24 protein-coding genes are annotated in these 20,855 nt (G+C 58.5%); 14 read left to right on the top strand and 10 right to left on the bottom strand.

The features are described from left to right. Positions 1-286: 286 nt before the first annotated feature. Positions 287-964, bottom strand: a complete 678-nt coding sequence (locus tag WBG04_RS11230; protein ID WP_424314523.1) for a FadR/GntR family transcriptional regulator — start codon at positions 962-964, stop codon at positions 287-289. Between the two features lie 35 nt (positions 965-999). Between WBG04_RS11230 and WBG04_RS11225 the strand changes: the two genes are divergently transcribed. The 6 genes from WBG04_RS11225 to WBG04_RS11200 all read left to right on the top strand — a co-directional run bounded on the left by WBG04_RS11225 (position 1,000) and on the right by WBG04_RS11200 (position 5,200). Continuing rightward, positions 1,000-1,437, top strand: coding sequence for an RbsD/FucU domain-containing protein (locus WBG04_RS11225; RefSeq protein WP_424314522.1), 438 nt, complete (start codon positions 1,000-1,002; stop codon positions 1,435-1,437). Positions 1,438-1,634: 197 nt separating this feature from the next. After that, positions 1,635-2,153, top strand: a complete 519-nt coding sequence (locus WBG04_RS11220; protein ID WP_424314521.1) for a gluconokinase — start codon at positions 1,635-1,637, stop codon at positions 2,151-2,153. 75 nt (positions 2,154-2,228) lie between these two features. After that, the gene (locus WBG04_RS11215) at positions 2,229-2,954 is read left to right on the top strand and encodes an SDR family oxidoreductase (protein ID WP_424314520.1); all 726 of its coding nucleotides are present in this window, start codon (positions 2,229-2,231) and stop codon (positions 2,952-2,954) included. A gap of 15 nt (positions 2,955-2,969) precedes the next feature. Further along, the gene (locus tag WBG04_RS11210; protein ID WP_424314519.1) at positions 2,970-3,239 is read left to right on the top strand and encodes an acyl carrier protein; all 270 of its coding nucleotides are present in this window, start codon (positions 2,970-2,972) and stop codon (positions 3,237-3,239) included. 88 nt (positions 3,240-3,327) lie between these two features. Next, positions 3,328-4,338 (top strand): lysylphosphatidylglycerol synthase transmembrane domain-containing protein, encoded by a 1,011-nt coding sequence (locus WBG04_RS11205; RefSeq protein WP_424314518.1) that lies wholly within the window; start codon positions 3,328-3,330, stop codon positions 4,336-4,338. Beyond that, positions 4,325-5,200 (top strand): patatin-like phospholipase family protein, encoded by an 876-nt coding sequence (locus WBG04_RS11200; protein WP_424314517.1) that lies wholly within the window; start codon positions 4,325-4,327, stop codon positions 5,198-5,200. The genes WBG04_RS11205 and WBG04_RS11200 overlap by 14 nt, the downstream gene beginning before the upstream one ends. Here the strand turns inward: WBG04_RS11200 and WBG04_RS11195 are convergent. Then, a complete protein-coding gene (locus WBG04_RS11195) occupies positions 5,159-5,878 on the bottom strand; it encodes a hypothetical protein (protein ID WP_424314516.1) in 720 nt (239 codons plus the stop codon). The two genes, WBG04_RS11200 and WBG04_RS11195, sit on opposite strands and share 42 nt — an antisense overlap. An 86-nt stretch (positions 5,879-5,964) precedes the next feature. Between WBG04_RS11195 and WBG04_RS11190 the strand changes: the two genes are divergently transcribed. Genes WBG04_RS11190 through WBG04_RS11180 form a run of 3 tightly spaced genes read left to right on the top strand, consistent with a single transcriptional unit; the run spans position 5,965 to position 8,633 of the window. Beyond that, positions 5,965-6,594, top strand: coding sequence for a hypothetical protein (locus WBG04_RS11190; RefSeq protein WP_424314515.1), 630 nt, complete (start codon positions 5,965-5,967; stop codon positions 6,592-6,594). Further along, positions 6,588-7,607: an NAD(P)/FAD-dependent oxidoreductase gene (locus WBG04_RS11185; RefSeq protein WP_424314514.1), complete on the top strand. Its 1,020-nt coding sequence runs from the start codon at positions 6,588-6,590 to the stop codon at positions 7,605-7,607. The genes WBG04_RS11190 and WBG04_RS11185 overlap by 7 nt, the downstream gene beginning before the upstream one ends. A 3-nt stretch (positions 7,608-7,610) precedes the next feature. Beyond that, positions 7,611-8,633, top strand: coding sequence for a type III polyketide synthase (locus tag WBG04_RS11180; RefSeq protein WP_424314513.1), 1,023 nt, complete (start codon positions 7,611-7,613; stop codon positions 8,631-8,633). A gap of 8 nt (positions 8,634-8,641) precedes the next feature. Here WBG04_RS11180 and WBG04_RS11175 read toward each other — a convergent pair whose 3' ends face one another. Continuing rightward, entirely contained in the window at positions 8,642-9,607 is a 966-nt protein-coding gene (locus WBG04_RS11175; RefSeq protein WP_424314512.1) for a UbiA family prenyltransferase, read from the bottom strand. 6 nt (positions 9,608-9,613) lie between these two features. Then, positions 9,614-10,750 (bottom strand): metabolite traffic protein EboE, encoded by a 1,137-nt coding sequence (gene eboE / locus WBG04_RS11170; RefSeq protein ID WP_424314511.1) that lies wholly within the window; start codon positions 10,748-10,750, stop codon positions 9,614-9,616. A gap of 111 nt (positions 10,751-10,861) precedes the next feature. On the opposite strand from eboE, the gene WBG04_RS11165 reads away from it, so the two are divergent. Genes WBG04_RS11165 through WBG04_RS11155 form a run of 3 tightly spaced genes read left to right on the top strand, consistent with a single transcriptional unit; the run spans position 10,862 to position 12,815 of the window. Next, entirely contained in the window at positions 10,862-11,572 is a 711-nt protein-coding gene (locus tag WBG04_RS11165) for an AIM24 family protein (RefSeq protein ID WP_424314510.1), read from the top strand. A gap of 41 nt (positions 11,573-11,613) precedes the next feature. After that, positions 11,614-12,474: a rhomboid family intramembrane serine protease gene (locus WBG04_RS11160; protein WP_424314509.1), complete on the top strand. Its 861-nt coding sequence runs from the start codon at positions 11,614-11,616 to the stop codon at positions 12,472-12,474. 5 nt (positions 12,475-12,479) lie between these two features. Then, a complete protein-coding gene (locus WBG04_RS11155; protein ID WP_424314508.1) occupies positions 12,480-12,815 on the top strand; it encodes a YegP family protein in 336 nt (111 codons plus the stop codon). Between the two features lie 296 nt (positions 12,816-13,111). On the opposite strand, the gene WBG04_RS11150 is transcribed toward WBG04_RS11155, so the two are convergent. The 3 genes from WBG04_RS11150 to WBG04_RS11140 all read right to left on the bottom strand — a co-directional run bounded on the left by WBG04_RS11150 (position 13,112) and on the right by WBG04_RS11140 (position 14,763). Then, positions 13,112-13,585 (bottom strand): MEKHLA domain-containing protein, encoded by a 474-nt coding sequence (locus WBG04_RS11150; RefSeq protein ID WP_424314507.1) that lies wholly within the window; start codon positions 13,583-13,585, stop codon positions 13,112-13,114. An 84-nt stretch (positions 13,586-13,669) separates the two neighbouring features. After that, complete coding sequence (locus tag WBG04_RS11145) at positions 13,670-14,470, bottom strand: TatD family hydrolase (protein ID WP_424314506.1); 801 nt, start codon at positions 14,468-14,470, stop codon at positions 13,670-13,672. A gap of 29 nt (positions 14,471-14,499) precedes the next feature. Then, positions 14,500-14,763, bottom strand: a complete 264-nt coding sequence (locus WBG04_RS11140) for a hypothetical protein (RefSeq protein WP_424314505.1) — start codon at positions 14,761-14,763, stop codon at positions 14,500-14,502. Positions 14,764-14,873: 110 nt separating this feature from the next. Here WBG04_RS11140 and WBG04_RS11135 point away from each other — a divergent pair, with 110 nt between their 5' ends. Next, positions 14,874-18,116: a hypothetical protein gene (locus WBG04_RS11135; RefSeq protein WP_424314504.1), complete on the top strand. Its 3,243-nt coding sequence runs from the start codon at positions 14,874-14,876 to the stop codon at positions 18,114-18,116. Between the two features lie 98 nt (positions 18,117-18,214). After that, positions 18,215-18,571, top strand: a complete 357-nt coding sequence (locus WBG04_RS11130) for a hypothetical protein (RefSeq protein WP_424314503.1) — start codon at positions 18,215-18,217, stop codon at positions 18,569-18,571. A 60-nt stretch (positions 18,572-18,631) separates the two neighbouring features. Here the strand turns inward: WBG04_RS11130 and WBG04_RS11125 are convergent, their stop codons facing one another. The 3 genes from WBG04_RS11125 to WBG04_RS11115 all read right to left on the bottom strand — a co-directional run. Continuing rightward, positions 18,632-19,252, bottom strand: a complete 621-nt coding sequence (locus tag WBG04_RS11125) for a C40 family peptidase (protein ID WP_424314502.1) — start codon at positions 19,250-19,252, stop codon at positions 18,632-18,634. A gap of 96 nt (positions 19,253-19,348) precedes the next feature. Continuing rightward, positions 19,349-20,116, bottom strand: a complete 768-nt coding sequence (locus WBG04_RS11120; protein ID WP_424314501.1) for a 3-ketoacyl-ACP reductase — start codon at positions 20,114-20,116, stop codon at positions 19,349-19,351. 109 nt (positions 20,117-20,225) lie between these two features. Then, positions 20,226-20,855, bottom strand: a 630-nt coding sequence (locus WBG04_RS11115) for a Gfo/Idh/MocA family protein (RefSeq protein WP_424314500.1), incomplete at its 5' end; no start/stop codon positions are given.

Below are 20,855 nucleotides of genomic sequence, written 5' to 3'. Positions count from 1 at the left end.
CGGTATGGGGTGTCTCGATGCCCAACGACTGGCTGGGTGGCCTCAAGGGCCGCAATCTGCTCGGCGAGGTAATCGGCGGAAAGGGTGGCAAGCTCGCTGGGGTGAACTCGATCAAGATCGAACCTGGAAAGATCAGGATCGAGCTGAAGGAGTAAACGCTCTCCTGTTCTCAAACCCGGAAATTCAAGCACCTCGGGCGTGGCAAGGGATCTCCAACCGGAGGCGGTCGGGTTGACGAAATCGCTTCGGCAAAAACAAAGCCGGCTGGCAGGAGGAGTGACCGCATTCAGCCTTTCAAATCCACGAAGTGTCTCCGGGACGAAAGCAGGTGTTTGCGCATCGCATCGGATGCCACTTGTGGATGGCCGGACTCGATGGCAACGAGGATGTCCCGATGCTGGTCGATGACGATGTCATACCAGTCGTCGTGTCCTCGGTTGGTTTGGGCGTAGTCGATGCAGCGTTTTTCGAGCGCAGCGAGCAGGATGGCGTAGATTTCGTTTCCCGAGGCCTTGGCAATCGTCAGGTGGAAGGCGATGTCGGTCTCACTGAACCGGGTTCTCGAGCCGCGTGCCTTCTCCATGTTTTCGATGATCCGGCGGAGATTGGAAATGACGCGTTCCCCTGCACGCTCTGCGGCGAGCTTGGCGCATTCCGATTCGATCAGGATGCGGAAGTCGATGAGGTCGAGGAAGCCGGCTTCCTCAATCAGGGCGGAGTAGGTCTCCACGGCACTGCCCAGTGACTCGAGGCTGGGGGCGGCGATGTAGGTTCCCGAGCCTTTTTCACTCCGGAGCAGGCCTCTTCCGCGGAGTTGCTGAATGGCCTCCCGGATGACCGTTCGGCTTGCCTCGAAGCGACCGCAGAGCTTCTCCTCGGAGGGGAGGCGTTCGCCTGAAGGTAGTCTCCCCGCAAGGATTTCTCCCTCGAGTTCTTTAACGATTTTGTTGCTGAGTTGCTTCATGGGTCAAGTCGGGGGGAGAATAGAGAAGTTTTGAAATGACAGCGAGAGACTATGCTGTAGGACGGCTGTCAGCCATGCTTAAGAACGGTATTCTGAATCCTCACGTCCTCGATCTGGTGGCGCGCGTCCGCCACACCAACACCCTGGTGATTTCGGACTGGGCATTCCCCTTCTGGCCGCAGATCGAGACGGTCGATATCTCCCTGACCCACAACATCCCGACGGTGCTCGACGTGCTCGAGATTCTGAAACCCAACTTCAAGATTGGAAAGATCTGGCAGGCGGAAGAATTTCTCGGGGTGAATTCCAGCGCGGTCATCAAGGCATTTGACGATTCCTTTGCCGACATCCCCGAGATCAGTGTGACCCGTCTTGCGCACAATGATCTGAAGAAGTTGGTGCCTTCAGCGATCGGCCTGATTCGCACCGGCGATGCCACTCCATACGGAAACATCATTCTCGAATCGGCCTGATAGAAGCTGCAGCCACTCTGCCTGGTGTTGGAAACGCTGGTGATGAATTGAGTGAAGCAAGGGGCGACCGAGTCCGGGATCATGCTTCACTTGGTCGTAGGGTCATTTACGTAGTGGCCGTCGGGATCGGGCAAAAAATGTGAGTTCGCTGGTTTCAGGCTTGTCTGATTCGGAGCAACAGGAGATTTTTCAAATCAATGCAATCGGTGCCGACCCACTGTAAGAAGATCGTTGTCGCAGGTGTCTCGGGCAGCGGGAAGACCACGATCGGCCTGGAGCTTGCTCACTTGTTGGATGGCGAGTTTGTCGATGCGGATGACTTTCACTCGAAGGCGGCGGTCGAGAAGATGGCATCCGGGCAGCCGCTCGACGATGGCGACCGGGTCGACTGGTTGAGCGCGCTGGGAAAGTCGCTTGCGGAACGGGAGAGGCCGACCGTGCTGGCCTGCTCTGCTCTGAAGAAGGCCTATCGCGACCGCCTGCGTGAGTTGTGCGGTGGACTGAACTTCGTACTCCTGAAGGCGGACAGTGAGGAGATTCGGCTGCGGATGGAGGAGCGGTCCCAGAATGGGGAGCACTACATGCCATCGTCCTTGTTGGACTCCCAACTGGCGATCCTGGAGGAAGGTGATGACGTGACTATTGTGGAGAATGTCGGGCCTCCGGAGGATGTCGCGGCGCGGGTGTTCGGGGCGGTCAGTCGCCAGCAGGTCTAGCCTTCGAGGACTGGGGGAAAGGAGAAGCGCAAGTTCGCGGGTTGCGCGTTCACGAGGATCCGCCACTATCTGGCTGTGCGCAGCATTTTGATCACGGGAGGAAATGGAGGACTTGGGTTGGGGATTGGTCGCTACTTTCTGGAGAAATTCCCGGACGATCGGGTTTGGTTGGGGGTGCGGGCGAACCGCAGCAGGGCTGAGGCACTGGCGGCGGAATTCGAAGGCCGCTGCCGGGTCGTGGATCTGGAGGTGACTTCAAAGGAGGCGTGGGAAAAGGCCGTGGCGACCATCACGGAGACGGACGGCCGGATCGATGTGTTGGTGAACAATGCCGGCGTGCACCAGGATGCCCTCTTGGCGACGATGAGCGATGACGCCTGGTCGTCGGTCGTGTCTTCAAATCTGGATTCGGTCTTCCTCGGCTGCCGGGCGGTGATTCGTCCGATGATGAGTCAGAAGTTCGGCCGGATCATCAACATCGCTTCGCTCAGTGCGGTGCTGCCGCCGCTGGGCCAGACCAATTATGCCGCGGCCAAGGCCGGGGTGGTGGCGCTTTCCCAGACGCTTGCCAAGGAGGTGGCCCGGGCGGGGATTACGGTGAATTCCATTCTTCCGGGTTACATCGAGACCGAGGCGCTCTCCCACATGGATGCGGATGCGGCGAAACGGGCAAAAATGGGAATCCCGATGCGCCGGTTTGGCAGGCCTGAAGAGGTCGCTGTGGCGGTCGGGTTTCTCGCTTGTCAGGATGCGGGCTACGTCACAGGGTCCGCCCTGAAGATCGACGGAGGAATCTTCTAAACCGATATTGAGACCATGGCTCAAGGCCCCGAATTGCGACAACAGATCAAGGAAATGATGATCGAGGAACTGATGCTCGATTTTGAGGTTTCAGAGATCGAGGACCAGACTCCGATTTTTGGAGCAGGTGGTTTGGGTTTGGATTCCGTCGATGCGCTTCAGTTGGTGGTCGCGATCGAAAAGACTTTCGGTCTCAAGATTACCGATGCCGAGAAGGCAAAGGATGTGTTGCAGAGTGTTGAAACGATCGCCAAGGCGATCGAAGCGAACGGTGGTGCGAGCTGAGTCTTCGAACGTTCATGGAAGCCGACCGACGTGATCAGACTGAGGGCGTCCGGCATGTCGGCAGGATGCTTGGGGAAGGGGGGATGCAGTGAAGAAGGCGCTGTTCTTTCTGATTAAGCTGATCCTAACAGTGGCTTGCCTTGCGTGGGCCCTGAATGGCGTGGACTGGAAGGATTCGATTCTGGCACGGCCAGCTGATCTCGACTGGAGGTGGATTGTTGGTGGGATGGGTCTCGCCGGATTGACGATCATTCTAACGGCGGTGAGGCTCTGGGTGCTGCTTGCCGCGCAAGGCATCCGGATCTCTTTCTGGCGGGCGAACGAGCTGACCTTGATTGGCAATCTCTTCAATCTGGTGGCGGTCGGGGGGGTGGGTGGCGATGCCGCCCGCATTTTCCTGCTGATCCGAGACCACCCCGAGCGGAAGCTGGCAGTCACCTTGACGGTGATGTTTGATCATCTGGTCGGACTTGCTGCGATGTCGCTGGTCTTTTTCGCGCTGACTGCGGGCCACTTCGATGCCTTGGGGAGTCAAAGTGTTGAAACAAAGTTTATCATGCGCTTTGCCTGGATGTTCTTCGGTGGTGGTTTGGCCCTGATCGTCTTCATGTTTCTGGCCGCCTACCCGCCAATTCACGATCGCATTCATGCGCGTGGCAAGGAGTGGAAGATCGCTTTCATGAGGCAGGTCCCCATCCTGGTGGACCTCTATCGAAAAGAATGGAAGTATGCCCTGATCGCGCTCGTGGCGGCGGTGGTGATGCTGCCGATTTACTATGGAAGCTTTTGGTTTGGAGCCAAGGCCGCCGGATCGCAAGTCGAGCCCGGACCGGTGCTGATCTCAATGCCGGTGGTCGACATGATGGCGGCGATGCCTCTATCGGTGGCCGGTGTCGGAGTGAGGGAGAAGGTTTTCGAGACTTTGATGAGTGATCTGACCGGGATGGATCCGGCCATCGCGGTAGCCTCATCACTGATTGGATTTTTCTGCACCTTGGTATGGGCCATTCTCGGGGGCTTGCTATTTCTGCGCCCGAGCGATCGGGTTTCGGTGAAAGAGATGGGAGAACTAGCGGGAGGTGAAGATGGCGACCAGTGAGAAAGGCTTGGGGCTTAGCCTTGCCTCCTCGTTTTTCGGGCACTACGCGCATTGCGGATTCCTTTGCGAATTGGAGAAAGCGGGCGTGATTCCCGCCCGGATCGCCGGAGCGTCGGCGGGTGCTCTGGCCGGAGGCATGTGGGCCGCGGGCTTGCGTGGGACCGCCTTGAAGGACGAAATTTTGTCGTTTGGTTTCCGGCGATCGTTTTTCGACTTCTCTGCCGTTTGGCGAATTCTTGGAGTGCTGAGCTGGTCGTATTCACCGGGTATCTTTGAGGGCAGTCGGATGTCGAAGCGCCTGACGGATCTGTTTGGGGAGCTTCAAATCGAAGATCTAACCGAACCCCGGCTTGATCTGGCAGTGGCGAATCTCAGCAAGAGCGTGGGTGAGATTCGCAGCTCCGGGCGCTTGGTGGATTTCATCATTGCAAGCTTCTCAATGCCGCTGGTTTTTTGTCCCCGGACGATCAACGGCGAACGTTTTCTCGATGGCGGAATTTCCAATGAAACCCCCTACGCCCATTGGTTGGACGATCCTGAAGTTGAGCGCATCCTCGTTCACAAGATTCGGATGGAAAGCGAGACGCCCAGGGGCGGATTCATGAACCCTGGCAAGGTCATCGCGGCTATTCATGAAATACCAAACGCCGAATTGGAGGTGTATCGCCGCCGTCATGCGGAAGCTTCCGGCAAGGAATTGATCTTTGTTGAAACGGTGCAGCCCGCTCCGGGTCTGGTTCAATCGCGGAAGCAGGGTCTGGTCCTTTTTGAGGCGGGTGCCGCGACTGCAAGGAAGTGGCTTGAAAAGCAAAACGGACCCTCAGGATTTCGGACGAAACCGTCGTCGCCAGACCCGCGATAGAACCCAGGCGAAGAGGGCGGCGCAGAGGGCAAAGAGCGCGTAGGCCCACCAGGGAATGGGGATTCGCATTTGAAAGTCCGTATCGAGCGGCGAAGACAAGGCCTCACCGAGCGAATGTTCCCAGATCAAGGTGCGACCTTGATCAGCCGTTTTGGTGGCGTTGTGACGGGTGGCGACGTTTGGTAGGTGGATGGTGTAGTTCAAGCGTCTCGCTTTTCGCTGGTTGCTGCTGATGGCGAGGGCGCCGATCCCGAGGGAGTTCTTGAGATCCACGTGTCGTCGGAAGTCGACGCTCAGGCCTTTGATCCCGACCTCAAAGGAACCAATGAATCCCGATGCGGAGTCGGGAAGGTTCTTCACTGCCGCACTATTTTGAAGATCAATGAGCGATAGCATCGAGCCGACGGATACCTTGAGCTTAATGATGACATCGTCTCCGCTGGTGGTGAGACGAAACTCGTCGAGTTGGATATCGGGTTCCGATTCAATGATGCTCAGGACTTTTGTCCGCAGTCCCTGCTCGCCGCCGACGAGAGCGAGGGCACTCGCCGGGATGCTGTAGTCGAATTCGCCGCGTCCCGAGCCGTCGGCATGGATCCAGATTTCCTCACGGATGTCGAAGCAGGAGCTGAGCAGCAGGCAGCCCAGGGTGGTGATCGCAAGCGTGAGGAATCTCATGGGCTGGGCGGAGGCTTGCCGGGATGTCGGATCTTTTCAAGACAGAGGGTTGCGGGGGTGAGAGGGAGAGTGAATGTTTCCTGCACATGGAGCGCGTGATCGAGCCGGAAATCATCGACGGAATGGCCCCGGACCATCCAATGGCGATCCGTGGTCGGCGGGATCTGAGAATGATCAACTTCGTGATGGGGAATGAGCGCTGGATTCGAGCGCAGGTCGCCGGCCATCAGGCTTCGGCGGCCAAGGGAGTGGTCGAGTTGGGTGCTGGCGGCGGCGAGTTGTTGGGTCGGCTTGCGAAATTCGGTCCAGCTAGAGGGTTTGATTTGGTGCCGAGGCCTGCTCGATTGCCGAAAAAGGTGGCGTGGACCCAAGGAGACCTGTGGGAGAGCGAGCGCGAGATCACCGGGGGAGTGCTCGTCGCGAATTTGTTCCTGCATCACCTGCAGCCGGATGAACTCTCGCGATTGGGGCGGATTGCGGACCGCTTCGAGGTGCTGGTATTCGTCGAGCCACTGCGGACCAAGGATGCCTTGTGGATGGGGGAGCGGCTGTTGCCGTTTGTGGGGGAGGCGACGAAGCACGACATGATGGTCAGCATCCGAGCAGGATTTGTCGAAGGTGAGTTACCGAAGCTGCTCGGGCTTTCAAGCCACTGGAAAGTTTCCGAACGAAGCACGTGGCGCGGGGGGCAACGCGTGCTAGCTTGGCGATGTTGAACAAACCAATTACCATTGCTGGCGGTGGACTCGCCGGCTTGTCGCTTGCCATCGGCTTGCGTGAGCGGGGGGTGCCGGTGCTGCTGCATGAAGCGGGACGCTATCCCCGCCACCGGGTTTGTGGGGAGTTCATATCGGGAGTGAAGGGTTCGACCTTGGAGGCTTTGGGAATCGCGGATGATCTGGCGGATGCGGAGCGAAATGGGAAGGCGAAGTGGTTTCGTGAAGGTGACGAACTTTTGGATTCGGACATGCCTGAGCCTGCTCTTGGGATTTCTCGCTATCGTTTGGACCAGCGGCTGAAGGAGCGCTTTCTCAGTCTCGGTGGGCGTTTGCGGGAAGGGTCGCGACTTGGCCGCGAGCCGCGCGAGGGGATGGTCTGGGCGGCTGGGCGCTTGCCCAAAAAGGGAGGGTGGATTGGTTTGAAGTGCCACCTGCAGGATTTTCCGATGAAGTCTGATCTGGAGATGCATTTGGGCGCAAATGGCTACGCGGGTCTGACTCCGGTTGAAGACGGCCGAGTGAATGTCTGCGGATTGTTCAAGCTGGATCGGTCGCGAAAGGGGCGAGGCAGCGGTTTGCTTTTGGACTATTTGCGCCAGGGCGGGAGTGAGGAACTTGCCGAGAGAATCGAATCGGGGCGGCCTGATGAGGAGTCGTTCCTCGGGGTGTCGGGATTTGAGCTGGGTTGGCAGGGGGGAGATCAGTCGCTGTGCTCGCTTGGTGATGCCGAAGGCATGATTCCGCCATTTACAGGAAATGGGATGAGCATGGCCTTTGAATCGGCCGAGTTGGCGCTTGATCCCCTGGTCCGCTGGTCATCGGGGTCTGCCGAGTGGGATGCAAGCGTGTCTGAAATCCACCGGGTGGCGAAGAGTCGATTTCGACGTCGGGTCGCGAATGCGATGGCGCTTCACAAGGTATTGTTAGACGCGCGCGGTCAGCGCTTGATTTCGGCCATCTCAAGGACGGGCTTGCTTCCCTTCCGTCCGCTTCTATCGCTGGTGCGCTGAATCATGTTTTTAGAATCCATAGCGACGGCTCTGCCTCCCTTTCGATACAGTCAACCGGACTGCTTGTCGGCTCTGCGCTCCACGTCGGTGCTCGAGGCACTGAAGCCCCGTTCTCTGGGCTTGTTAGGGAAAGTGCTGTCGAATGGTGTGTCTGGCATTCAGTCGCGTCATTTCTGCGTGCCGGAGATCGCGCCGGTGGTCGAGCGTGATGCCCAGGAGTTGAATGAATTCTTTGAGAAGGAGGCGCCTGAGTTGGCCGCGGATGCTTTGGCGAAAGCGCTCAAGACGGCGGGCATCGAGGCCTCGGAGCTGGATGCGGTTTTTATCTGCACCTGCACGGGATACCTTTGTCCGGGCGTGACGAGCCATGTGGCGGAAAAGCTGGGGATGAGGTCGACGGCATACTTGCAGGATTTGGTCGGATTGGGATGTGGTGCGGCGATCCCGATGCTGCGGAGCGCGGAAGGGTTTCTGGCGAGTCATCCCGGTGCGAGAGTCGCGACCGTTGCGGTGGAGATATGCTCCGCGGCCTTTTATGCGGACGATGATCCGGGGGTGCTGATTTCGCTGTGTTTGTTCGGCGATGGTGCGGCGGCGGCGATTTGGAGCGACGAGGCAGCTGACGGGAAATGGCAGGCCGGGCATTTTACGACCGTCCACCGGCCGGAGCAGCGGGAGAAGATCCGTTTCGTGAATGCGGGAGGAAAGCTGCGGAACCAACTCGACAAGGCGGTGCCAGGCTTGGCGGCGGAAGCGGTGGCGGAGCTCTATGCGCAGCGGCAGGCGGATCCGGATCGGGTGCTGGCTCACTCGGGTGGGCGGGACGTGATTGACGCCCTCGAAGGCGTCCTGCCTTTCACGCTAACAGAGACCCGCGAGGTGCTCGGAGAGTGCGGGAACATGAGCAGCCCTTCGGTGATGTTTGCCCTCGAGAAGGCCTTGGCTTCGGCGAATGGTGACAAGCGCTGGTGGCTGACCGCGTTTGGTGCGGGTTTTGCGGCCCATGCTTGCGAGATGTGGCGGTGAGTTCCTTGTCAGGTCGCTGGGGCAACCCGTTGAAGAAAGCGACCGAGGACGAAGGCGGCAAGCGGGATGAGGAAAGTTGCCAGAAGAAGCGGTTGGTCAAAGAGGGTCATCCCATCAGTCATTTTGCTGAGAGCCAAGGGTGACGCTGCAATGAAGTCGATCAGTGGGATTCCGGCGAGGAGCCCCGAGACGAATCGAGGGATTGGTATGCGGAACTTGGTGAGGCAGAGGATGAGCCAGATCGCGAAGGGAACGAGGCCAATGATCGAGGGGACCGGATAGTAGATCATCCACCAGGCCGACATGGCTGCGAGCGGGAGAAAGAGCATGGCTCGTGAAAGAACGACCATGCCATGGGGCGGGTGCTCGACGGACTCGTAGCGGGCAGCAAGCGAGAGGCCGGCGATGTAGATGAGCAGGCCGAGGGCATGGGTGAGCAGAAAGCCGTATGGCATCACCAATTCCAAGTCGGTGAATCCATAGCGGTGGCCTTCAGTGTATGGGTGTCCCACAGCTGTGAAGTAGCCGAGGATGTAGAGTCCCGCACGACAAAGGCCCATGGGAACCACCGCCCAGCGCGTGTGTTTGTGAAGCCAGGTATAGATGCCGATCAATCCGAGAATCGCAACTGCAGTGTAGAACGCTGGGTAGTTGATGGTCGCGGCAGAGATCAGACCATTGACCGCAAGGAAGATCGCTGCGACGAGATAAGCGAAAGGGCTGAAGAGACCCGAGGGGAGGGCACGTTCCGGGCGGTGTATCCTGTCCCATTTCCGGTCGAACCAGTCGTTTGCAAGGTTGCCTGCGAAGTAGAGGCTGAGACCAATGAAGATCAGTTTGAAAAGGTCGGAAAAGGGATCGGCATTTCCGCCCCAATAGAACCAACCGAGCATGTATCCGAGCCAGACATTGCTGATGACGCTGGGCGCGTTGGCAATGCGCAGGGATGCGAGCAGTGCGATGAGTTTGTTCATGCGGACTCAACAGCGGTCCAGGACCCAGCGGTACTCGGCGGCGATTTGCTCTTCGACGGGACGCTGCATCGTTTCGGGGAGGACCCCCCAAGTATAGGTTTCGATCTCGAAATGACGGCAAATATCCGGATCCTTCGCGCAGAGCTTGAGGACGTCCTCGGCCTGCTTGCCTGTTGAATGAAGTGGTGGATTGGGGACCTGATCGAGCGGGATGTGGAAATGGATCCGCCACTGCTCGGCATCGCTGCCCTGAGCGTGGGCAGCAAAGCCATCCGGCAGGTCGGGGTGGCGGGTGATCTCCCCATCCGGGTGGCGTTCCATGACTTGGTGAAGATAGGTCGGCTCGTCGAAGGCGCGGATCGCATCGACGGCTCCATCCTCGCGGGGGTCGAGGGCGAGAGCTGCGGAAAGGTGGATCTTCGAAATACGAATGCCCTCACTTCTCATCACGGCCAGCGAACTACGGGCATCCTCGTACTCCAGAGCGAAATGGCAGCAGTCGTAGTTGATGCCGACCCGGCGTTTGACCAATTCGTGGTCTTCCGCGTCGGCGAGGAGTCGATCATAGAATCGGAGGGTCTCCTCGGTGTTCTCGAAGTGTCCGAGAGGTTCCGGCTCCAGCCCCAAATGGAGGTCTCTCCCGGAGACATCACTCAATGCCTCGACGAATGCCGCGAGTTCGATGAGATGCTCGCGAATGAGTTCTTCGTCGGCATTGAAGGCCTTGAACGAGCCGGGCAGGGTCGAGACGGAGCCGTCGATGCCTTCGGGAACGAGCTCTGAGACGATCGTGAAAAGTTCCTTGGTGTATTCGAGTCGGGCGGGGTCCGTCCAGTCCGGGCGATAGACGTTCTCCTTGACCCGGGTGCCGTGGAAGTCGCCGTAGGGAAAGCCATTGATGGTGAAGACGTAGGTGTCTTCCGAAGCCAGCCAGTCCTTGAAGCGTGGAAGCTTGTCGCCGGTGAGGAGTTCGCGGGCGGCTTTGGCTGAGAGGCGTAGGCCGATGGCGAAAGGACGGTCCATGCCTGCGACAATATCCCGCACCTTCAGGGTGTGGGTGGAGATTGCGGCGAAGGTTTCATCCCATGTTTCGGCGGGATGGATGTTCGTGCAGTAGGCCAGGTGACCGTGGGCGAATCTCATGGATGAATCATGAAGGATGCGATGGGCTTCGCAAGGCTGGGGGTTGGCAGGCTTGACTCCGAGCGGTGAAATGCTTGGGTGAACGTCGAGATGAGTACGACCCCACCACCCATGCCGTCAGCAGCTGGCCCAGCGGAAAGCCTGAGAGACTTCGTCACGCGCACTGCTGAGCGTGACCGGGGGCATGGAGTATTTGAATTGGAGACCCCTCGTTTTCTCGAAGTGAATCTGGATGGCCGGATGAACATCAAGGCGGGGTCGATGGTGGCCTATGAGGGGCAGATCAAGTTCACGCGCGAAGGCATCATGGATCAAGGCGTGGGTAATCTCTTCAAGAAAGCGATCTCAGGTGAGGGGATGCGGATCTCCTACGCCGATGGCCGTGGTCAGCTTTATCTCGCGGATGCAGGAAAGAAGATCATCGTTCTTGCCCTGAATCAGGAAAGCCTCGTGGTGAATGGCAATGACGTGCTGGCCTTCCAGCCGACGCTTCCTCACAAAATCACGATGATGAAGCGCCTGGTGGGCTTCGCTGCCGGCGGATTGTTCAATGTCCGTTTCGATGGCACCGGACTGCTTGCCATTACCAGTCACTACGAACCGATCACGCTGAGGGTGCAGCCGGGTCGTCCGGTGACGACGGATCCCAACGCGACGATCGCCTGGAGTGGCAGTCTGAATCCCCAGCTGAAGACGGATGTTTCCTTCAAGACCTTTCTGGGTCGTGGCTCCGGGGAATCGATCCAAATGCATTTCGAGGGCGATGGATTCGTGGTCGTCCAGCCTTATGAAGAAGTCTACTTCCAGCACGCTGGCGGCTGAACCCGTTGCGCCGGAGAGTATTTCGGCGATAATGCCTGCGGATGCCGGAAGGAATCATCGAGGAGGACGAAGAATTGGCCGTGGTCGGCCGTTGGCAGTCGCTGGACGAGGCGTATGAGCATGCGCTGGTTGTTCTGGCGATGAATCTGGATTGCTTTGTCCGAGAGATCGATGGGCTCTTCGCGCTGGAGGTCGATGCGGGAAAAGAGGGTGCGATCCGGCAGGAGCTCAGCGAGTATGCCTCTGAGCAGGAGCTCTGGAAGGGTCGTGCCGATCTTCCGGTTGGGGCGGTGGGGATGGAGCTTGCCATGCTCTGGGTGCTTTCGCTGGTGGGAGTCTTTCTTTTTCAGGTCAGGGACCCGGCGATCACCAGTCGCTTCAGCAATTCTTCGCTTGGCGTGTTTGTCGAAGGGGAGTGGTGGCGGCCTTTCACGGCATTGTTTCTCCATGCCGATTTCGAGCACTTGGCGGGAAATGTTCTGATCGGCGGCGTGTTCTGTGTGTTGGTTGCCCAGTCTTTCGGGCAATGGAAAGGTTGGTTGCTCATTTTGGCCAGTGGAGTCCTGGGCAATACGATGACCGATGCGCTTCACTATCCAGAGGCCTTCCGGTCCATTGGTGCGTCCACGGCGACCTTCGGTGCTTTGGGTCTGCTGGTGGGAATGGGAATCGTTCTTGCGTGGCACTCAAGAAGCTATCGCCAACTGAAACCGGTGATCGTTCCGGTCGCCGTCGGTCTTGTGTTGCTCGGGTGGTTTGGTGCAGGTGGAGTAGATACCGACGTGCTTGGGCACCTTTTTGGTTGGCTGTCGGGGGTGGTGCTTGGGGTGGGTGCGGCAGGGATCATGAGGCGCAAGGTGGACAGAGAAGAGGTGGACGTCGCGCGATCCCGTGCTAGTTAAGGACCATGGCCATTGGATACTACGAACTCAAGCAGGCGGTAAAGTTCAGCTTCAACCTCAAGTCTGCCAATCATCAGGTCGTGCTTGCGAGCCAGACCTACGAATCAAAGGCCGCCGCTGAGAATGGCATTGCATCGGTCCAGCAGAATTGTGGGGACGACTCCAGTTTCGAGCGCAAGCTGTCGAAGTCCGATCAGCCTTACTTTGTCCTCAAGGCAGCCAACGGGCAGGTCATCGGTCAAAGCCAGATGTATGAATCTGCAGCGGCAAGGGACAAGGGAATCCAATCGGTGAAGACGAATGGTCCCAGTCAGGAAATCAAGGATCTCACTGGAGTCTAGGGGAGCGGCAGGCACCATCCGCCGACCATCGGTAAAGTTGTCTTCCCCGCCCGGGTGAGCGGGAAAATGGCGGTTTACCTTTTCTTCTTCTTTTTCCTACCACCCTTTTCCTCCGCCAACAGGGATCTTGACGTCCTCGGCGATGGCGGTGGACCCGGCCAGCAAGGTGGTGAGGGAGAGACAGGAGAGGAGAGATCTGTAGGTTTTCACGGCAGGGAAACTTGCTGGGAATTCAAGAAATTGCCGCCAAATTTGTGATACAATTGGTTTGTCGGTGCCCCGAGACGGAAAGGTCTTCAGCTTCTCGCCGAGGCCACCTGATTCCAAGTATTGAATGTGGCAGCCTGCCCCATGACGCGCCCGTTGGGAGCAACAAGGTTCCAAACGGTGGCTTGCCGGATTTGGAACCGCTTCCCCGACCTTGAGATCCGGATGCCTGAGTAGTCGTCGATGTAGCCGTGCTTGGTTACCCGTTCGAGGAGACGGGCCCGTTCCTCGCGTAGTGGGGCTTCGGCGGTGAAGCGGGAGGGCGTGGATGTAAATTCATCCCACGTCATTTCAAAGAGATCGAGGGCCGTGAGGTTGCCGTAGGTGAGGATCGGATCGGCGTCCGGACTGTGGGATGCGACAAAAAAGGGGGCTTCAAAGAGCCGCTTGGCGGCGTCGGGACCCGGTGGAACCAGTTCATTCCCGGTGAGTTGATGGAAACTGCTCAGAAGCAGCTGGGCGTGGGCTTTTTGGAAGGCGTTCGAAGGGTCGGGAGGGCTCATGCTGTTGAGGGGAACGAGCGCCGACTGAAGTCAGCGATCAGGCGCTGCGGTTTCGAAAGCTTGTTCTGGTGGTTTCGAGATTTGCTAGATCTTGAAATTCGGGCACTGGGAGAGGAAGCGCTTGGGATTCTCGAAGAGGATCTTCTCGATGGCTTCGGGCGAGTGCTGACGCTTCTTCATTTCGAATCCGCATTTCACGACAGCCAAGGGATCGGAGACGCCCCAGTCGCAGGCGGAGTTCAGCCAGAGTTTCGAGCCCTCGTGAGTTTCAAGAATGTCGATGGCACGGTTCGGAGTGCATTTGCTCTCGGGGTAGAGGGTCATGCCGGCCCAGTAGCCCTGATCAAGTACGAGATCCACCGTATGTTCCTCGACGTGATCGATGATCACCTTGTCCCTGTTCAGCGAGCTGAAGTTCGCCAATGAATCGAGCATCAGGCGGGTGCCCTTGAGTTTGTCCTCGAGATGCGGGGTGTGGATGAGGATTGGTAGATCGCGGTCGAGGGCGATCTGGACGTGCTCTTCGAAGATTGCGAGCTCGTTGCGTGTGTTCTTGTTGAGCCCGATCTCACCAATGCCAAGCACGGTAGGTTTGTCGATGAACTCGGGGATCAGCGACATGACTTCTCGGGCGAAGACGGGGTCCTCGGCTTCCTTCGGGTTGATGCAGAGCCAGCAGAAGTGCGGAATGCCGAACTTCGCGGCGCGGGCTGGTTCGTACTCGGTGAGCTGACGGTAGTAATCGTAGAAGCCCTTCGGAGACGAGCGGTCGAAGCCGGCCCAGAAAGCAGGTTCGCAGATGGCTTCGCAGCCGGCGAGGGCGAGCTTCTGGTAGTCGTCCGTCGTACGGCTGACCATGTGGGCGTGGGGCTCGATGTATTTCATGGAGACGAAAGACGTGAAGACAGAAGACCTTAGGCCGGATTGGCGCCGGAGGCTCCCTGGGTGTGGGCGGTGGCGGCGGGCTCGGTGCTGTGGTCGGAGAAGGATTCGAGCACGGCTTTGGCTCGGCCGGGTTGTTCGGAAAGCAGGAGAGGGATGGCCTTCTTTAGCGCATCGAGACGGAAATCGGCGTTTCCAGAGTGCCTTTCCATACGATCGAGAAACGCGGCGATATCGATCAGTTTGTAGCGCGCATCCATGAAATGGAGGTCCAGAATTTCCTTCTTGGTGGGCATGCTTGGACGATAGTCCCGGCTCCTTGGTTTGCCAGTGGGAAAGCGGAAAGGATTTCCCAACCGATCAGATTAAACCCTGAGGCTGATCAGGCCATTTGCCATCTGAACCCATGGAAACCACTGGAAAACCAGTATCCGTATTGGCGGTATGTTGTTTGCTTTCATCAATGGCGATGGGTCAGACGGTGTATGTGTCCCGGATGTGGCACAATCATCAGCCTCTCTACTGGCCGGAGTGGAACGGCAACGGGGCACAGACGCAGCGGGTCGAGTATGCATGGGATTCGATTTCGCTGAAAGGCGCGCGTTCGTATGCCGGCAGTGCCGGCCAACACCCGGAGAACGATCTGGGAAGCATTTTTGGAATCGATGACCGTCGCAGCGCATATCAGTCGCGGCCCCGGGATTCGCTATCTGGAATCCCGGAGGCGGCGGGATTCTGTCTGAGCTATTCGGGCTCACTCATCGACAATATCCGCCAGCTTGGAGAGGGTGGGCACTTGGGGTATGGTGAAGGCTGGTGGGATGGCAACCGGACTGCGAAGGGGTGGGCGACGCCTTCGGGATCTTCGAGATTGGATCTGGTTGGGTTCACTTACCATCACTCGCTTGCACCGCTTTTGCCGAAAGAGGTGCTTCGCAAGGAGATCAGAATCCACAAGCAGGCCTGGTGGAAGGCATGGGGAGGGAATCCGGATCTTTCGGATCATTCGAAGGGCTTTTTCCCCACGGAGATGGCGTTCTCGCCGGGGATCGTGGACGTGCTGGTGGAGGAGGGGTATGAATGGAGTATTGTGGCAAGCCATCATCTGTCGCGCACCTGCCCGACCTATCTGGATCGCTTTGATCTGGCGAACGGCAGCTACGGGGTCTTTAGTAGTCCTCCGAATCGGGCGGACCTGCTGGGCCCTTCGCCAGTCGATGGATGGTGGTATGGTCAGCCCAATCCCGGGAATGCGGCGTGGAATGTGTCGCCCTTCGCCTACCAGCTCCACCGGGTGCGGCATGTCGATCCGGAATCAGGGGAGGTCAGATCGATTCTGGTGGTTCCTTCCGACGACGTGCTTTCCTATGCCTACGGCTATGGCAATGAGGGGATCTCGAGGATCCAGGAGAAGATCGCGCCCTTTGCCAGCGACAGTTCGCGGCCGGTGATCGTGCTTCCCGCGACCGATGGCGACAACGCCTGGGGTGGCGGTTTCTCGTCATGGATGGAGGCGACACCACAGTATTTCAACGACTCGAAGAACGCGGGTTTCCAGCCGACGGCGGTGCAGGATTTCGTGAATGCCCACGGTGCCGCCGCCGGGACCGTTCACATTGAGGACGGCGCGTGGATCTTTCCGGAGTCCGACTACGGATCGCCGTATTTTCTCAAATGGATCGAGCCACCGGTCGCTGCGACGGCCGCGACACGGCATCCGGGAACGGTGGTGGACATGGAGACGCCCGGATTCGCACTGAAATTCTGGGCCTGGGCACCGGTCATCACCGGAGCGAACTGGTGTGAGACGGCGGAGCAGATTCTGAAAGACGAAGGTGGCAGCGTTCAGGATTGGAAGGTTCAGGCACCTTATGACTGGGATGGGACATCGAGCAGTTCCAACGAGGTCGAATTGGCCTGGCACATTTATCTCGGCGGCCTGGATTCGGGTTTCAACTACTACGGAGGTCTCGGAAATGACGACGAAGTAAAGGCAGCGCTGGCGACGACGCGGGCGATTGAGAAGCTTCAGCCATGGATGTCTCCGGAGCGTCGCGCGAATGACCGCACCCCGCCGAGTGTGCTGAAACCCCAGCGGTTTCCGCACAATCCGGGTGGCTACACCTTCGGATGGTTCAACTCGATCCCAGGTGGCGATACGAACTACCTGAAGAAGATGCCGTCGGAGTTTTATGTCTGGACGCATGCCTACGATCTGTCCGGTGTGGAAGAGGTGAGCCTCAGGGTTCGGATCGATGTCGACGGAGTCAACACGCTGTCGAACGATCAGAATGAAATTTATGCGGGCGGTCCCGATGTCGGGAACTGGGTGACGATTCCGATGACGAGGCGCGCGCTGCCGAACTCGCAAATCGAGCTGAATGCCGCGGCGAACAACGGTCAGATCAACTACTTCATTACGCCTCCGGAGTTGGCCGACTACTACTTCTCAAAAATCAGTGATGACAATCTACCGGATTTCCGGGGAAAGCTGATCGACTACTACATCGAGGCGTCGGATGGGCTTGGTAATGTCCACAGGTCGGAAATTCAGCATGTTTTCGTCGAAGACGATGGAGAAACGGGGGGCGGTGGCGATCTGCCTGGCACGCCGTCGGGGCTGGTTGTAGCCAGCGTAACGACGGACTCTGTTTCCCTCGATTGGAACGACGTTTCCGAGGCCGCGAGCTACGTCGTGTATCGTGATGGCGTGGAGACCGGCATCGGTCCAGACAGCGATTGGCTGGACATTGGGCGCAATGCGGGGACGACTTACCGCTACTCGGTCGCGGCACGCAATGCGGCGGGCACTTCGGCAATTTCAGCTGAAGTATCAGCGACGACGCTATCCGGAGGTGGCGGAAGCGCCACGCCCTTCGTGATGGATGGGATCGCGGATTCGCAAGGCTATCTGCTCGCGAATCCGGGTATGACCCTTTTTGCTGCGGTGCGGGGATCGAAGCTCTATGTCGCGACCTGGGCGCCGGGTGCTTCCGGGAATGACCACTTCGTGATGATCGCCTCCTCCGTGCTGAGCGAGGCGGCCAGTCCATCGCCATGGGCGAAAGCGGGCATGACTTCGCTGCCATCGTTCGCACCTTTTCTGGGGGCGGAGAGTGAGAATAGCTATGCAGGTTGGTTCAACGCGAACGGCGCGGGAACGGAGATTGCGCGGGGTGGAGAAGCTCAGCATTTGGAAGGAGTGATCGATCTTGCCGCATTTGGAAGTCCCCCGTCGGACTTGTTTCTTTGTGCGTTGGCATATCAAACCGGCGACGGAGGCATGCTTGTATCACAAGCGCCCGATTCGTCGGGTGGAGCGGGCAACGTGGATGCGGACGAATTGATCCGGATGCCGCTCGAAGTACTTCGTGATGAGGATGCCAACGGGCTCTTTGATCGATTGGAGCCGGGCAAGGGATTCGTGATCACCGATCTGAGACGAGAGGTTGATTCGCTGAAATTGACCTGGCAGGCCTTTCCCGGTCGGAGTTATCAGGTTGAGACGCTTGGTGAGATCGGCGGTGAGTGGATCGGGATTCCGGGCCTGGAGATCGTGGCAGGGGAAGCGGATGGGGTTCTCGAGACCCTGGTCCCGGGAGGTTTTGAAGAGGCGCGGGGGTTCTACCGGGTGAAACTGGTCGAGTGAACCGATCGACGCTGCGCAGGCTTGATTGAACGGCGTTTCCTGATCGACGCCTGCGAATTCGGGTTTCCCTACGGCTTTGACCTGCTACACCCTCGTGCATGAGCGAAGAACGTGATCGGGGTGTGCAGCCTGTGGCCAAGTTGATGGAGGCATGGTGCCTCAAGGTGCATGATTTGGTGGATGCCTCTCCCGAGCAGTTGACCCACAAGCAGGTCCAGCGGGCTTCGAAGGGCCGGCAGTTGACGCTGGCGATGATGCAGAAGGTAACACGCTCACTGAACATCGCGGTCTGGTATCGTCTGGAAAAGGAAGAGCGTGAGGTTTTTTTCGAATACCTTCACAAGCACCTCTTCAATTATGCCAAGGGCTACAGTGCGGATTTTCAAGATCCGAATGGGGAGTTGATGGCGGCGGTGAAGGAGCGGGAAGGGAAGATCGTCAGCCGCGAGGCTTGAGGTTGGGAGCCGAGTTGCTGCACTTTTCAGGAGATGGCAAATCCCGCACTTCGAAGGCGATTACTCTCCAAGGCCAGGCGGGGTGCCGTAGCCGACGAAACGGGATTTCGAAGTCGGGCGGGGTAGCTTGAAGTTGTAGACGCCGAAGCCGGTGCGTTGACTGCCGCGATAGCTGCGGCCGTCGCTCGAGCCAATCATGACCGGGAGGCTGTCTTTCTTTTCCTTGCCGAGGTAGATCTGAACGTGGGTGATTTTGTTGGTGCGTCCATCGGTCGGTGTGTAGGTCCCCGACCAGAAAAGAAGGTCGCCGGGTTTGAGCTTGGTGAAGATGGGGGCGTCGAGCTTGGTGGTATCCGGTGGCACTTCGATCAGGTTACCGGCTTTCTTGACCCAGTCGAACTGGGCGGCTGAGCTTCGCGGCGGGTCGATGCCGATCTTTTTGAGGAGATAGAAAACCGATCCCGAGCAATCGAAGCCACCACGCGAGGGATCGGCGCTGCCGTAGAGGTATTTGTCGAGCTTGAGCTTTGCAGCCGACTCGAGTGCGAGTTGGATGAACTCCCTTTGGCTTTTCCCAAGGTCGCTGGGTAACTCGAGTTCTTCGACGGATGGAGTGCCGGGGAGCGGGTGTGAGAAAGCGATCAGGGGCAAAAAGGCGACCCATGCGACAAGGAAGTGCATGGGCAATGAATAGAGGGAAACGGCTGAATTGCAAACCACGTGGGTGCGGCTGGAAAGCCGCCTTGCCCACCTATGGCGCTCGGGAGAGCGCCACTCCTACAGGCGCGGGATGGTCAGGCCGCCGTCGATCATGATGGTTTGACCGGTGGAGTAGGGGAAATCGCGGCGGGCGAGACTGGCGACGGCTTTGCCGATGTCTTCGGGGAAACCCCAGCGTGGGGTGACGCAGAGGCCATCGGCGATGAGCTTGTCGTATTTGTCGGTGACGCCGCTGGTCATGTCGGTCTTGGTGACACCGGGCCGGACTTCGTAAACAGGGATGTCATACTCGCCGAGACGGGCGGCGAAGAGCTGCGTCACCATGCCGAGGCCGGCTTTCGAGACGCAGTATTCACCGCGATTGGTCGAGACGACGGTGGCGCTGATCGAGTTGACGTTGATGATGATGCCTTGGAAATCAGCATTGGATTCTTTTTGCTCGATGAACCAGTTGGCGGCGGACTGGGTGAGGAAGTAGGGGCCTTCGAGGTTGATCGACATGAGACGGCGATAACTTTCGAGGGTGGTCTCTAACACATCCTTGCGTTCGGCGGGGGCGACCCCGGCGTTGTTGACGAGGATGTTCAAGGATCCGAACTCGGAGCGAATTCGATCAAGGATGGCGGTGCGGCCTTCTGCGGTGCCGACGTCGCCCTGGCAGTAGAGGACTTCGGGGGCGCCGGCGGCCTTGATTTCTTCAAGGACTCCGGTGACGTCGGATTCCGGGCGCATGCCGTTGATGGCGATGCGGTGGCCTTCTTTGGCGAGAGCGAGGGCGCAGCCGAGGCCGATGCCACGGGAGCCGCCGGTGATGAGTGCGGTCATGTTAGAGTATTGAAACGCCAGGGCGCCAAGGACGCACAGGCTGGGGTTCTGCCTTTTTTGAAGAATCAGAAACTTGGCGAACTTTGCGTCTTGGCGGTGAAAAAATTGATCAGGCTTTGAGTTCGGGGAGATCGACCCAGGCGCGTTTTTCGCTGGATTCGAGGCCGAGTTCGGCGAGTTGGACGCCTTTGGCTCCTTCGAGGAGGTTGTATTCCCACGGCTCGTCGAGGACGACGTGGCGGAGGAACATTTCCCACTGGATCTTGAAGGCGTTGTCGTAGGTTTCCTGCTCGGGAACCTTGCTCCAGCCGTCGAAGAAATCGATGGGCTGTTTGATGTCGGGGTTCCAGACGGGGCGTGGGGTGTTGCCGTAGTGCTGGACCCAGACGTCGCGGAGTCCGACGATGGCGGAACCCTTGGTGCCGTCGACCTGCATGGTGAGCAGGTCGTCGCGGCGGACGCGGACGTTCCATGAGGAGTTGAAGTGGCAGATGATGCCGTTTTCGAGTTCGAAAGTACTATAGGCGGAGTCGTCGGCGGTGCACTTGTAGGGCTTGCCTTCCTCGTCGATGCGCTCGGGGATGTGGGTGGCCGCGAGGGTCGAGACGCTCTTCACTTTGCCGAAGAGATTGTCGATGACGTAGCGCCAGTGGCAGAGCATGTCGATGATCATGCCGCCACCGTCTTCCTTGCGATAGTTCCAGGACGGACGCTGGGGAGGGACGGTGTGGCCTTCGAA

This window comes from Haloferula sp. (genome assembly GCF_049672945.1).
Lineage (GTDB): Bacteria > Verrucomicrobiota > Verrucomicrobiia > Verrucomicrobiales > Akkermansiaceae > Haloferula.
The sequence above is the reverse complement of the archived record's forward strand: the minus strand, read 5'-3'. Positions and strand labels throughout refer to the sequence as shown.